The organism is Nocardia sp. NPDC050710, assembly GCF_040654375.1.
In the GTDB taxonomy this organism is placed as follows: Bacteria; Actinomycetota; Actinomycetes; order Mycobacteriales; family Mycobacteriaceae; genus Nocardia.
Genome location: NZ_JBFAHV010000005.1, coordinates 273,012 through 285,799 on the forward strand (window position 1 = coordinate 273,012; position 12,788 = coordinate 285,799).

General features: G+C 68.5%; 10 protein-coding genes and 1 pseudogene. 5 read left to right on the forward strand and 6 right to left on the reverse strand.

Features of this window, described 5'->3' with window-relative positions; translation table 11 throughout:
* Positions 1 to 3 precede the first annotated feature (3 nt).
* A pseudogene (locus tag AB0H61_RS13145) lies at positions 4 to 148 on the forward strand (VOC family protein); the annotation flags it as partial.
* 97 nt (positions 149 to 245) lie between these two features.
* Here AB0H61_RS13145 and AB0H61_RS13150 read toward each other — a convergent pair.
* On the reverse strand, positions 246 to 1,373 hold the full coding sequence (locus AB0H61_RS13150) for a DUF3068 domain-containing protein (protein WP_357302952.1): 1,128 nt from the start codon (positions 1,371 to 1,373) through the stop codon (positions 246 to 248).
* A gap of 202 nt (positions 1,374 to 1,575) precedes the next feature.
* On the opposite strand from AB0H61_RS13150, the gene AB0H61_RS13155 reads away from it, so the two are divergent.
* Positions 1,576 to 2,793, forward strand: a complete 1,218-nt coding sequence (locus tag AB0H61_RS13155) for an acyltransferase (RefSeq protein WP_357302955.1) — start codon at positions 1,576 to 1,578, stop codon at positions 2,791 to 2,793.
* A 7-nt stretch (positions 2,794 to 2,800) separates the two neighbouring features.
* Here the strand turns inward: AB0H61_RS13155 and AB0H61_RS13160 are convergent, their stop codons facing one another.
* Entirely contained in the window at positions 2,801 to 3,142 is a 342-nt protein-coding gene (locus AB0H61_RS13160; RefSeq protein ID WP_357302957.1) for a hypothetical protein, read from the reverse strand.
* A 341-nt stretch (positions 3,143 to 3,483) separates the two neighbouring features.
* Between AB0H61_RS13160 and AB0H61_RS13165 the strand changes: the two genes are divergently transcribed.
* Positions 3,484 to 4,074 (forward strand): hypothetical protein, encoded by a 591-nt coding sequence (locus AB0H61_RS13165; RefSeq protein WP_357302960.1) that lies wholly within the window; start codon positions 3,484 to 3,486, stop codon positions 4,072 to 4,074.
* 14 nt (positions 4,075 to 4,088) lie between these two features.
* The gene (locus AB0H61_RS13170; protein WP_357302962.1) at positions 4,089 to 4,298 is read left to right on the forward strand and encodes a hypothetical protein; all 210 of its coding nucleotides are present in this window, start codon (positions 4,089 to 4,091) and stop codon (positions 4,296 to 4,298) included.
* A 358-nt stretch (positions 4,299 to 4,656) separates the two neighbouring features.
* Here the strand turns inward: AB0H61_RS13170 and AB0H61_RS13175 are convergent, their stop codons facing one another.
* From AB0H61_RS13175 to AB0H61_RS13190, 4 genes are all read right to left on the reverse strand, one after another.
* Positions 4,657 to 9,102, reverse strand: coding sequence for an alpha-(1->3)-arabinofuranosyltransferase family protein (locus tag AB0H61_RS13175; RefSeq protein WP_357303210.1), 4,446 nt, complete (start codon positions 9,100 to 9,102; stop codon positions 4,657 to 4,659).
* Between the two features lie 73 nt (positions 9,103 to 9,175).
* Positions 9,176 to 9,343, reverse strand: a complete 168-nt coding sequence (locus tag AB0H61_RS13180) for a DUF2613 domain-containing protein (RefSeq protein WP_357302964.1) — start codon at positions 9,341 to 9,343, stop codon at positions 9,176 to 9,178.
* Between the two features lie 204 nt (positions 9,344 to 9,547).
* Positions 9,548 to 10,642 carry an isochorismate synthase gene (locus AB0H61_RS13185; RefSeq protein WP_357302967.1) on the reverse strand — a complete coding sequence of 365 codons (1,095 nt, stop codon included), beginning with the start codon at positions 10,640 to 10,642 and terminating at the stop codon, positions 9,548 to 9,550.
* A 77-nt stretch (positions 10,643 to 10,719) separates the two neighbouring features.
* Complete coding sequence (locus tag AB0H61_RS13190; protein ID WP_357302969.1) at positions 10,720 to 11,202, reverse strand: universal stress protein; 483 nt, start codon at positions 11,200 to 11,202, stop codon at positions 10,720 to 10,722.
* 138 nt (positions 11,203 to 11,340) lie between these two features.
* Here AB0H61_RS13190 and AB0H61_RS13195 point away from each other — a divergent pair, with 138 nt between their 5' ends.
* Positions 11,341 to 12,750, forward strand: coding sequence for an ADP-ribosylglycohydrolase family protein (locus AB0H61_RS13195; protein ID WP_357302971.1), 1,410 nt, complete (start codon positions 11,341 to 11,343; stop codon positions 12,748 to 12,750).
* Positions 12,751 to 12,788 lie beyond the last annotated feature (38 nt).

The window sequence follows — 12,788 nt, forward strand, 5'->3', positions numbered from 1 at the left end:
CGCGTGATCGCCGCTGTGCACACCCTCGTCTACGCGGAGGACCCGGCCGCGGCCCGCGCGGTCTCCCGTGACGTCCTGCCCTGGCCACAAGTGGACGCCCACAACGGCAGGCTCCGGCACCGAACCGAGTGAGCTCGGGGCGCATCCGCATGAGCCGCGGCATCCGGTGGCCGAACGAAAACGGCTCCCCGGCGAGGTAGCCGGGGAGCCGAATCAGGAGGTCGCTCGCGGTGAGCGACCCGAGGTCAGAGACCCTTCTTGATATTGATCTGCTCGGTCGGAGCGTCATCGCCGCCACGCGGCCTACCCATCGGGGCCGGGCCGCCGCGTCCGGCCGGGACGCTGCCCGAACCCGAGCCGCCGGTGAGTCCGAGGACCACACCCGCGATGAGCGCGACGGCGCCGAGCACGCCGAGCGCGATCGGCATGATCCGGCCGTACAGCGACAGCTTGTCGATGCTCTCCTTGGCCACCGAGAGCTGCGATTCGACGGTGTTCTCGTCGAAGACGATATTCGACTTCAGCGCGGTGACATCGACCTTGCCGGGGTTCTGCGCGTAGTACAGGTGCAGCTGCTCGGCGCCCTTGATGACGGTGCCGGTCTGCGGCTCGACCCACACGTCACGCACGTTGGTGTAGTACCTGGTCATGGTGACCGGGGCGTCGCCCTCGAGACCCCACTTCGCGGCGGGCAGCGTCAGCCTGTTGGTCGGCGACTGCACGACGTCCCATAGGTTGGTGGCCGGGATGGTCTGCTGGAAGTGGTAGACCTTCGTGCTGTTGATCTCCGTCTCTTCGACGAAGTTGATGTCGACGGTTTTACGGGCGTTGAGATCGAAGTACGGGTAGGTCTTCTTCTCGGTGCCGATCGGGAAGCGGTACTGCAGACCGGTGCGATGCACCGGGTCGGCGACGCTTTCGCCTTCCTTGTTGACCGTGACCGCGATGGAGCCGTTGGGCTCCTTGTCGACCGGCATACCGGTCTTGCGATCGATGGTGACCCGGTCGACGATCGCGCTGAGCAGGCCGGTGTCGCCCTGCTTATCGATGCGACGCAGGGTCTGACCGGCTTGAATCGTCATCTCGGTGGCGTCGGAGGGCTCTTCGACCGTGAGAAACCGCTGCGAGATGATCGGCACGTTGGTGTCGACCTTCGCCGCTCCCTCCGGAGAGGTGAGCGACTTGGAGTCGAGCACCAGGCTCTCCGCACCCGGTTGGCTGTTCGCCACCGTGGTGATCTCGAGGTCGAGAGGAGTCTTTGCCAGTTTGCTGACGGTGTAGGTCGGGATCATAAGCGCCATCACAATGAGTAACGCGCCAAGACCCACGAGCAGGCAGGCCACCGTCCTTCTGGTACCGGCACTCAGTGCCATGGAGATACTCCTCGTCGTCGAACACAGGTCTTTCCGGCGAGTACTGCGGGCATCCCGCGGCACTCGTGAGCCCCGACACTAACAGTCCGATGTCGTACCATGCGGTGCCGAGGCCGGAATCGACCAGAAATCGCCCGAGTTTAGCGCGAAAAGTGAAATGAGGAGTTATCACCTGGCGATCCGCACGGCAGACTGGAGCTTGATGACCGCAACCGTCCCCGCATCGACCGCCCCCGCGATTTCGGCGCCCGCCGTACCCGCCCGGGCTCGCGGCTTCCTGCCCGCATTGGAAGGTATGCGCGCGATGGCGGCGCTCGGGGTGTTACTGACCCACGTCGCATTCCAGACCGGAGCCACCTCGACGCCGGTGCTCGGCCGGATCTGGGAACGCTTCGATATGGCGGTCGCGGTCTTCTTCGCGCTCTCGGGTTTCCTGCTGTGGCGGCCGCATGCCGCGGCGGCTCGCGGTATCGGCACGGCCCCCTCCGTGGGCCACTACCTGCGTCATCGCGCGGCGCGCATCCTGCCCGCCTACTGGGCGGTGGTCTGCGCGGTGCTGGTGTTGCTGCCCGGTGCGTCGGATACCGCGGGGCTGCGAGTTTGGCTGTCGAATCTCGGTTTACTCCAAGTCTTCGTGCCGCTGACGCTGACCGACGGGCTCACCCAGATGTGGAGCCTGTCCGTCGAAGTGGCGTTCTATCTGGTGCTGCCGCTGCTCGCATTCGCCGTGGTGCGATTGCGCGGCTCCGCGGCGCGGTTGCGCGTCCCCGCCATTTTCGGATTCGGGCTGATCTGTCTCGGCTGGAATTTCCTTCCGGTACCCACTCCGGACGCGATTCACGCCGATAACTGGCTGCCCGGTTATCTGCCGTGGTTCGCTGCGGGAATGCTGCTCGCCGAATTGGTTGACGATAGCAATGTGCTATCAAAATGGCGGCGACTGCTCGCTAGTCAACCGCTCATGTGGGCTGTCGCGCTGGCCGCATTCCTGTTCTCCGCGACCGACCTCGGCGGCCCCGCCGGCCTGACGCGGGCCGAGCCTTGGCAGTACGTCGCCAAGATGGCGCTGGGCACGATCATCGGCTTCTGCCTACTCGCCCCGCTGGTGCTCGGCGGCGGCAGACACCGCTGGCTGCGATCGGCGGTGGCCGCGACGCTCGGCCGGTGGTCCTACGGGATCTTCCTGTGGCATCTGGCCGTGCTGTCCGTCGTTTTCCCGGTGTTCGGCATCCTTCCGTTCCAGGGCAACTTCGGCTACGTCCTGATTCTCACCATCGCCATGACGCTGCCCCTCGCGGCCGCCAGTTACGCGCTCGTCGAAGAACCGGCCCGCGGCTTCGCCCGCCGATTGGATCGCCGGAGGAAACCGGCCGTCGCGCCGGAGGCGGATGCCTCCGCACCCGCCGACCGCTCGGCTTAGGCAGCGGTCAGCCGATCGGCCGACGTGGCATATCCATCAGATGGGGTCCCCGCGCCAAAGCCTTCCAGCCTTCCGCCGGGACGTCGCCGTCGATCGTCTTGATCGCGTACTCCAGATCGGCCGGATCCTCGACATCCCAGTCGGACTGAACCGCGCAGACGGTCAGCTCCCTGCCGGTCTCCCAGAACAGGACCCAGACCTGCTTCTGCTCATCTGCGTGAGTCATGGCCCATATTCCATCGAGGCCCTTCCTCAGGTCGGTATCGACCTGAGGAAACTGGTCGCGGTATGCCCACACCTGCCAGGCTCCCTCGAACGCGAGGTCCACCCCGAGCTTGTCGTGCGCCACCGTGTTCCTCCCGCAGAGGAGGCGACCCAGCGCCATCCCTTCGGAGACAGCGTTGCGTTGCCGTGCGGGTGTCGGTCGTGCGCTCATCGCTCAGCCTCCTCGTGGTGCCAGCAGCCAAAGGTCATTGCCTCGGTGAGATGAATCAGGTGGTGCATCACTGGCTTTCCCGACGCGGAGGACGAAGCGCCAAGGATATTCACCGGCGCCGACACCAATCGCCGACGACAGAGTTGCCGGACCGAGGGGACCACCGCCGGGTGCGACGTACCTGCAGGCGCGAATGTTCGGAAATCCCGGAGCAATCCGGGTTCTGCGTCGGTTCCCGCCGCTACCCTCGCTGCGTGCCCTACAGCCCCTCACCCGCGCTACAGAAATGGCGCACCGACCGCGCGGCCGCACTTAAGAGCCTGGTCGCCGTTCACAGCAAAGTGGTCGACGGACGACGCGGCCGCCAGTACGCCACCGAACACCTCAACCAAGCCTTGTTCATTGCGTTGGCCAGCGAGTTCCAGGGCTACTGCCGCGACCTACACGACATCGCGGTCTTTGCCGCCACCGACGGACTCGCCTCGTCGGGCGCCCCGCGGATGGTGTGGGCCCGCGCTGCACTGATCCGGGGCCGAAGGTTGAGCACCGGCAACGCAAGCTCCAGCGCCCTCGGCAACGACTTCAAGTTCTTCGTCATGGACTTCTGGGGCTCGGTGAAAGCGATATACCCGGCCAAATGCAGCGACTGGTCCAAGTTCCTGACCACTATGAACGACACGCGCAACGCCATCGCTCATCGCGACGACACCAAGCTGGCTTCCATCACGGAACCACTCACGCTGCGCACCTTCAAGAGGTGGCGCTCCACACTCAACTCCGTCACTTCTGGAACCGACAAGGTTGTCCATGCATACTTGCAGGACACGATCGGTAAGAGCTGGTAGAGGAGGTGTCCCCGATGGCAACCACAAAGCCCAACCGGGCACCAGCACGCCGGAATGCGGCGGCGCACTTCAAGGCTGGCGACCGTGTGCGGTTCAAGTACGGCAAGCGTGAGGTCGAAGGCACCGTTACCAGCACTTCCGCCGACCGCGTCCACGTCGAGATGCACTTCTCCGACGAGCCCGTCCCCGGTTTGTTTCGCGAAAACGAGCTGCGCATAGCCTAGCTAGCAGTTGTGACGGCGGCCGCTCCACCAGATGGCAACATGACGCGGGCCCTCACCCGACCAGGATTTGGGTGAGGGCCCGCGACTATGTGGAGCTACCGGTCGCCGGTCACAGCATCCTCGATGCCGGTGGCGTCAGCGAAGAATCGCACCACATCAGCCATCCGCGGCGTCACGTTCTTGCCGCATCTGCTCGGCGACCTTCTTTTGTGCCGCGCCCGTTCCTCGGCAACCGCTGCGCGGCCACATCCGACCATGAACCCCAGCGCATCCCCGTTCCACCCGAATTCTCGTACGGGCATCGGGCCCGGTGCATTGTCGAGGGCGCGGATGCCGTGGCGTCGATTTCACCGTGTCGTCAGCCGCGCGGCGCGGCCGAAGGCGGGGAGTCGGTCGCCGACCGGTCGCGGCGCGGGGGTAGCGCGGCGATGCCGACCGCGATCACCGCGATCAGTGCGGGCAATTGCACCCACAGCGAGCTGCCCATGTAACCGCCGGGAGCGCGCCAGGGGCCGGTCGACAGTGCTGCTGCGGAGAGCGCCGTGCCGATACCCGCCACGGCGGCAAGGTAGTTCGTCGTGACCCGTGGGGCGAATCGCGCGGCGGCTACACCCGCCAGCGTCAGCGCGGTCCCGACCGGACCCGCGATCACCGTGGCGGCGGCGCCGAGGCCGATCGCGCCGAGTACGCGGGTGCCCCAGGTGCGCGGCACGGTCTCGGTGGTCGCTGTCGGCCGAGGCTCGGGCGCAGTGGTGGCATCCGCGTCGACCGGACCGCGATCACCGGCGGAAGTGTCGTCCGTATCGGACGGGCGTCCGGACTCCGGTGTCACGGCACGATCCGCCGACGAGGATTCGTCCGAAGACGGCGGGCCCGCTCGCTCGACCGCGCCCCGCCAGCGCGGGCGGCGCGGAATCGCGAGCAGGACGAGGGGAATGAGCAGCAGCAACCCGCCGAAGATACCCGCGCGGTACCAGCGGTCGGCGGGGAAGGAGATGGTGATCGACCCGGTCTGCTCAGCCGACGGATCCGACCCCGTGGAGAAGTCCGCGGGTAGCAGCCAGCCCTGCTGCCAGCCGTTGACCACGATCGGCTGCAACATGCTGCCCTCGGCGGTATGCGCCTGCCAGCCCGCATTGGTGCTCAACGGCAGCACCAGCAGCCGGTCGGGCGCCGGGGTGGCGTGATCCGGCCGGGGCGGTGCGGGGGCCTCGAAGTTCGGGTCGAAATCGGTGCGGTTCAGGCGGAGCCGGTCGGCGAAGAACAGTTCGGTGGGCCCGACGTTGATGTCCACCCGGCCGTCGGACACCGGGAGATCGGTGGGGGGATCGGCCGGAGCGCCATCGTCATCGGCGCAGACCCGCGCGGGGACCGGTGCGCCGGAACGGAGTTCGTCGGCGGTCGCGGTGACCGTGGTGTGCACGGTGCGCCCGGCGATGGTCAGGGTCGGGCCGAGGGCGCAGGAAATGGTGAGTTCGCGATCCGCGGGTGCGGGCGCCGGATAGTCGGGGCCGAGCACCGCGACCTCGGCGAGACCGGGCGGCTGGGCGAGCGCGAAGCCGAGCGCGGTCTTGTCGAGCACCGGCTGCCAGCTCTGGATGCTGAGTTCGATCCGGTCGGTGACGGTGGGATACAGCGAGATTCGCGCGGGCTCGCCCGGTGCGCGGTCGGTGTCGAGTTCGCGCACCTGCGGCCCGTTGCCGAGATTCACCGAAACGGAGGTGGGCGCGGCGGGCAGCCCACCGAGCGACGAGGTCAGATCGAGTCCGGTCACCAGTGCTGGTTCCGGCAGCTCGATGGTCAGGGTCGGCTTGGCGCCGGAGGTGTTGCGCACCGAATCCTCCGGTGCGGTCCAAGTGGTGCGCACGTCACCGTCGGTTGCCGCGAAGGCCGCGCCACGCAGGTCGCCGACATCGGCCTTACCCCGTGCCACCGGGCGGCTGCGATCGGTGAGCAGCGCTTCGAGCGCGGGCCCCTGCCGGGTACGCACGGTCAGCTGCGGCGTCACCCGCATCGGCTCCGGTACCGAGAGGGTGCGTTCGAAGGTGCCCGGTTCTTCCGGAGCCAGCGCGAGGCCCTTGCTGCACCGCACCCGGTCCGGTGCGTCGAAACATGCGCTGCGCCCGGGGAATTCCTGCCCGAGGTCCCAAGCCCGGACCTGCGCGCCCGGTGGCGTCGGTGGCAGTACGGTGCGGTGACGGATATCCACGCGCACCGGATCGTCGCGCACGCTGTAGTCGTCGAGGGTGAGCTCACTGATCCCGAATTGGCTACCGCGCCCGCCGCCTTCGGTGCGGATGGCGGTGATGCTCAACCATTCCGTTTTGCCCGCGGGCAGCGAAATGGACACCGGCGCACCGGGTTCGGCGATGCGGGCGGAGACGCTGCCGTTCGCGGTGCGCACCTCCACCCACTTCACCGGATCGCCGATGGCGGCGGCGCTGGTGGTCAATCGCAGCAGTCCGGAGCTGATCGGCCGATCCAGGTCGAGCCGAAGCGATTGCCCCACCGCACGTTCCAGCCCGCTGCTGATCCACGCGGTGGCGGGATCGCCGTCCACCACCGCCGCGGTCGAGCTGCCGGGCGCGGAGCCGCCGATCTGGGTGGCGTCGGCCGCCGAACTGGTGGCGGTGATCGTCGCGCCGGACCATTCCCCACGGACCAACTCGGCGCCCGGTACCGGGTAGTCCGGCACCAGATTGTGGGTGCGGCGCGGGTCGTCGGGGGCGCGCAGCGCGGAGTTGTGGTTGTCGACGCGGCCGAAGTCGGACTCCCGGTCCATCGGGGTATCGGTGACGATCAGCGGGCCGATCGGCAGTCCGGCGCGCGTCGCGTCGGCGGCGAGAATGGCGGGAGCGTCGGCGGCGAGCGCGTCGCCGGCCGCGGGGTCGCGGCGCAACCGCTCCAGCACCTCGGGTCCGCCCTGGACGATCGGAACCGAGTCCAGCGGCACGGAATACGCGCCGGGGAATGCCTCCGGCGCGCCGACGCCGCCACGGACCTCGGTGGGCGTGCCGGGTGGTCGCGCCTGCACCCGGTAGATCTCGACCGCCCGATAGGCGGGCCGCAGATCGCCGTCCACCACCAGGCCGTCCGCGATCGCGTTGGTTTCGATCGGCGTCCCGAATTCGGCGACCTTGGTCAGGCCGGGCGAGCCTTCGATGGCCCGGTGCGCGAGCAGCGGACGGGTCGACCGTGACGTCTCGGGGTCGAGGTCGTTGCGCAGTACCAGGATTCCGATGCCCTGATCGGCCAGCGTCGCCGCGAGCCCGGTGGACGGGCGTCCGTCGGCGATGAGTCGCTGCACCGAATCCATGGCGCGGATGGTGCCGGGCGGGTTCAGCGGGACGGCATCCCGGATCGCCCACGGGGTGCTCGCCAGCGCCTGGAGCGGTTCGTCGCGGGTCAGACCCCAGACCTGGCTGCCGAAGGGCGCGCCGGGCACCACGAGGGCGCGGGTGTCGGCGGCATTGTCGGCCAGCCACTGCGCCGTCTGCTTCCAGTACCCGGGGACCTCGTCATAGGAGCCGCGCGGCGCCAGTTTCCCGGTCCAGGCCAGCGAGGTGGACAGGGCGAGCGCGGTCAGGATGAGCGCGGCGACCGCCACCATCCGGTCGCGCTCCGGATGCGCGAAGGCGCTGCGCCATACCGGCATCGGCACCGAGGCGGGCAATGGCACTCGGGCCAGCAGATGCGCCGTCGCGAGGACCAGCGGCAGCCGGATCAGCGGTTCCAGCTTGTGCACATTGCGCAGCGGCGCGCCGCCGGAATCCAGGAAGATCCGCACCGACTCCGCGAACGGCCCGCTGAGCTCCCCGACGTAACCGGCGCAGATGCCCACCAATCCGACCAGCAGGATCAGTGTGAGCCGCCCCCGGTACGGCATGGTTCGCATGGCGAGTCCCGCCATGCCCGCTGCCGCGAGCAATCCGGTGGCCAGCACCGCGGCGGGCTGGGTCACCAGCACCGCACCCGCGATGCGTTCCGGTGAGACGAACGGGGTCCAGCTGTCGGTACCGCGCAGCACCTCGCCGAGCGAGGCCCACTGGGTGGTGACGCCGGAGGACTCGATGTAATCGAGAAACGGCGGACTGACCGTGCCGAGCAACAGCAGCGGCACCGCCCACCAGAAGGTGGCCAGCACCAGCAGCGGAATCCAGGCGCGGGTAAAACGCCACCAGCGTTTATTCGGTGTGTACGACGCCCACCAGAGCAGGGCGGGCAGGAACGCGGCCACCGTGGCCACCGCGTTGACCGCGCCCATCAGCGCGAGCGCCAGCGCACTGCCCGCGGGCGAGGTCGCACCCCCACGCTTGCGGCTGCGGTAGGCGGTGCCGAGCGCGGCGGGGGCGAGCAGCACCCACGGCGCGAGCACCATCGGCAGCGTCTCCGAGGAGATCGAGCCGAGGGTAGTGAGCACCCGGGGCGAGAGTGCGAACGCGGCGGCCGCCACGATGCGCGACCCGCGCCGTCCGATCCCGAGGACCTCGCACAGCCGGATGATCCCCCAGAATCCGGCGAGCAGCAGCAGCGCCCACCAGATCCGCTGCGTCACCCAGGCGGGCACGCCGAGCACATGCCCGGCCGAGAAGAACGCGCCGTGCGGAAAGAAATATCCGTAGGCCTGGTTCTGCACTTGGCCCATCGGGGCCTGGCTGCTCCACAGGTGCGCGGCGCGTTCGAGAAATCCCAGCGGATTCTGTGCCAGGTCGTATTTGGTGTCGGCGACCGTTTGGCCGGGCGACTGCAGGAAGGTCAGCAGGAATGCCGCGACTACCGTCCCGGCAAACCAGCGTCTTCCCAGTGGCGCGACATCGGGCTGACCCTGCGCCGCGCCGGATCCGACTGAATCGGCGGATGAAGTGGAGGTCAGCGGCTCAGCGCGCGCCGTACTCAACGTTGTTGAGCAGCGACGAATCGGGGTCGCCATGGTCCAGGTCGGGGCGCGTGTTCTGCTGCACCGCGGCGGTGATCACGAACACCGCGATCGCGCCCAGAACGGCGCCGGCGACCGCACTCGCAACACCAGGGACAGCAAACTTCATCGCGGCACTCCAATACATCGATGCAGGCATATTCCGGGCCAACCTAGCAGGCCGATCGCGATCCTGGTGCGTTCAGCCCGTGGAATTCGCGCCGACGTGCCCGGATGCCGGGTATCGCGCCGAATTCTGTGCAATCGCACAAGCCGAATTTTCGAGTACGAACGGTCGTGCGGAACCGTACGGCAACCCGGTTCCGGGACGGGTTCAGTGCTCCGGCACGGTGCACTGCAACCCGCGCAGCAGGGTGTGCAGTTTCGCCGTGGTCTCGTCGAGTTCGGCGTGCGGATCCGATGCGGCGACAATGCCGCCGCCCGCGAACGCCCGGATCGAGCGGCCGTCGGCGGAGAGTTCGGCGCAGCGGATCGCGACCACCCATTCGCCGTCGCCGCGCGCATCGCACCAGCCCACCGCGCCGCCGTAGAAGCCGCGGTCCTCTTCGATATGGGAGATGGTGTCGAGGGCCAGCGGCGTCGGGGTGCCGCAGACCGCCGGGGTGGGGTGCAACATGATCGCCAGCTCGAGCGCGGTCGGCGCCGGGTCACGCAGGGTGCCGGTGATGGGTGTGGCGAGATGCCAGACCTCGGTGGTGTGCACCAGTTCCGGACTGTCCGGGACGTCGAGTTCGGTGCAGACCGGGGCCAGGATGTCCCGGATCCAGTCGATGACGAAGGCGTGCTCATCACGGTTCTTGCTGCTGGCCAACAGCTCTCGGGCCTGCGCGGCATCGGCGTCCGGATCGGCCAGACGGGGCAGCGTGCCCGCCAACGGACGCAGCGTCACGGTGTCACCATGCCGGGCGACCAGCACCTCCGGTGTGGCGCCGAGCAGTGTCGCGCCGGGGCGGCCCGCGGGCGTGAGGTCGACGGCGAACACATTGGCGTGCGGATGGCGGGTCAGCAGATGTCCGGCGACGAGTTCCGGATCCAGCGCGCTATCCGCCTCGGCCAGTACCGATCTGGCCGCGACCACCTTGCGCAACGGCTGCGCCTGATCGTTGAGCTGTTCGACCAGCTTCGTCACCCGCGCGATATGTTCGGCGGCGCTGGGGATCTCGGTGACCACCCGGACGGCAGGCAACGCGGGCAGCGCCGCGGGCCGCCACGGCCCGGCGGTGTGCGACACCCGCCGCGGCTCGTTGAGCGCCGCGGATCGGCTCGGATCGAACGGCAGCGCGCCGACGATCAGCTCCGCCGAACCGTTCCGCAATGCCGCGACCGCCGCCGCCGCGTCGTCGAACGCGCGGCGGCTCCCGGAGGCGCGCACCACACTATCGGGCTGGGCGAGCAGAAAACCGTTCATGGTTTCTCGACCATATCCCCGCTCATCACGGTGCTCTCGTTCGAGCGACCGAAATCTCATCCGGCCGCGGGCACGAGTCAGAAGCGCTGTGGTTCCCTGCCCGGCGGGACCATGAGTACGGGCCGATGGCAATGTTTGAGTACGGCGTCGGCGACGCTGCTGTGCAGCAGTGCGCGGATGCCGGTGGCGCCCCGGGTGCCCGCCACGATGATGTCGACGTCCAGGTCGTCGGCGCATTCGACGATGGCGTTCCAGATCGTGGTCGTGCATTCCGCCGTGCGGGCCTCGGCATTCAGACCTGCCAACTTGGCCAGCCGCACGCCCTCGGTATTGATGGTCTTGGCGTCGACGTAGGCGATGTCCTCGATCTCCTCGTCCGGCACCCACTCCGGCTGCATCACCCCGGACAGCCCCGACAGTCTGGCGGCCTGACGCACCATCGGTTCCCAGGCGGTGAGCACCACGGCTCTATTCGCCGACAAGAACCGTCCGGCGTATTCGATGGCGCGCTTGGCATTCTCGGAACCGTCGTAGGCGATGAGCATCAGGTCGCAGGGCACGATGACCTCCTGGGGAGAGTCTCACGGCTATCTCCCAAGGCTACTCCCGGCGAGTCGCGCGGCAGGGGAGGCGGCGCGCGGATAATCGGCGCTACGGCAACACGGTTGAGCAGCGAAAACAGATCCGTGGGGAGTGCGATGGACCAGATCGAAGCGGTGTTCTTCGGCAGGCTCGAGTCCGACCCGCGCGCGTTGCTGTTCTTCGAATGGCGCCAGCGTGTCGAATCCGGGTATGCGGTGGCCGAGTTCGACGCCGAGGTACGCACCCTGGTGGCCGCCGACCCCATCGACGCGCCCGCCTGCCGGATCCTGCTCGACCGACTCGAAGCGGCTCCGCGCGATGCCGCGTGGGCCTACGACGAACCGGAACCGCCCGAGATGAGCGGGCCGACGACGACGGCGATATCCGGCTCGCACGACGATGGGTGGCCCGCTGCCACAGCGGACGCGCCCGCGCTGGCGTACCGCGCGGGGACCTCCTCCGATGAGCTGTTCGACCGTATCCACGGGGGCTGGCTGGGCCGCTGTGTGGGCTGCACCCTGGGAAAGCCGTTGGAGAACGGATTCGTCTGGACCCCCGGGCATATCCGCTCCTACCTGGAGCGAGCCGGGGCGTATCCGCTGACGGATTACGTGCCCGCGCTGCTGCCGCCCTCGCCGAAATTCCCACTGAATCCGACGTGGACGGTATCGGCGCGCGGCCGTATCGACGGCGGCCCGCGTGACGACGATATCGACTACACCGTGCTCGGCCTGCACCTATTGGAGACCCGCGGCACCTCGTTCGGCACCGCGGATGTCGCCACCGCCTGGCTCGAGCGTCTGCCGTTCCTCCAGACCTATACGGCCGAGCGCGTCGCCTACCGCAACCTGATCGACGGATTGTCCGCGCCGCGGACGGCCCGCCATCGCAATCCTTATCGCGAGTGGATCGGCGCTCTGATCCGCGCCGACATCTACGGCTACATCAGCCCCGGCGACCCGGCCCGCGCCGCGGCGCTCGCCGCCCGTGACGCGCGCCTGTCGCATACCGCCAATGGTGTGTACGCCGCGATGTGGGCCGCCGCTCTGATCGCCGCGGCATTCGCCGCCGACGGCCCACGCGCGGCGCTGACCCTTGCCCGCCAACACATTCCGTCGCACTCGCGGCTGGCCGTGGCGCTGTCCGAGGTGTTCACCGACCACGAGCGCGGCGTGACCTGGGACCGGGCCGTACAGGACATCCACCGGCGGCACGGCCATTACAACTGGGTGCACGCCATACCCAACGCCTGCCTGATCACCGCCGGATTGCTCTGGGGAGCCGGAGATTTCACCCGCACCATCGCCTATACCGTGCAAGGCGGTTGTGACACCGACTCCAATGGCGCCACCGCGGGCTCGGTCGCCGGAATCCTGCTCGGCGCCCAGGCGATCCCCGTCCACTGGACCGATCCGTTCCACGACCGTCTGCATACCGCGGTCTTCGGATACGACGGCAGCCGCATCTCCGAGCTGGCTCGCCGCACCTGCGCACTGGCCCGCCCCGGCATCTGGGATCCGATCTGAGCGTTTTCCGCCGCGTCCGCCGGCTCCGCCGCCGGCCG

Bases quoted from the DNA above. Each gene is read 5' to 3' on its own strand.
- AB0H61_RS13150 (WP_357302952.1), bottom strand. From the start codon at position 1,373: ATGGCACTGAGTGCCGGTACCAGAAGGACGGTGGCCTGCCTGCTCGTG.
- AB0H61_RS13155 (WP_357302955.1), top strand. From the start codon at position 1,576: ATGACCGCAACCGTCCCCGCATCGACCGCCCCCGCGATTTCGGCGCCC.
- AB0H61_RS13170 (WP_357302962.1), top strand. From the start codon at position 4,089: ATGGCAACCACAAAGCCCAACCGGGCACCAGCACGCCGGAATGCGGCG.
- AB0H61_RS13180 (WP_357302964.1), bottom strand. From the start codon at position 9,343: ATGAAGTTTGCTGTCCCTGGTGTTGCGAGTGCGGTCGCCGGCGCCGTT.
- AB0H61_RS13185 (WP_357302967.1), bottom strand. From the start codon at position 10,642: ATGAACGGTTTTCTGCTCGCCCAGCCCGATAGTGTGGTGCGCGCCTCC.
- AB0H61_RS13195 (WP_357302971.1), top strand. From the start codon at position 11,341: ATGGACCAGATCGAAGCGGTGTTCTTCGGCAGGCTCGAGTCCGACCCG.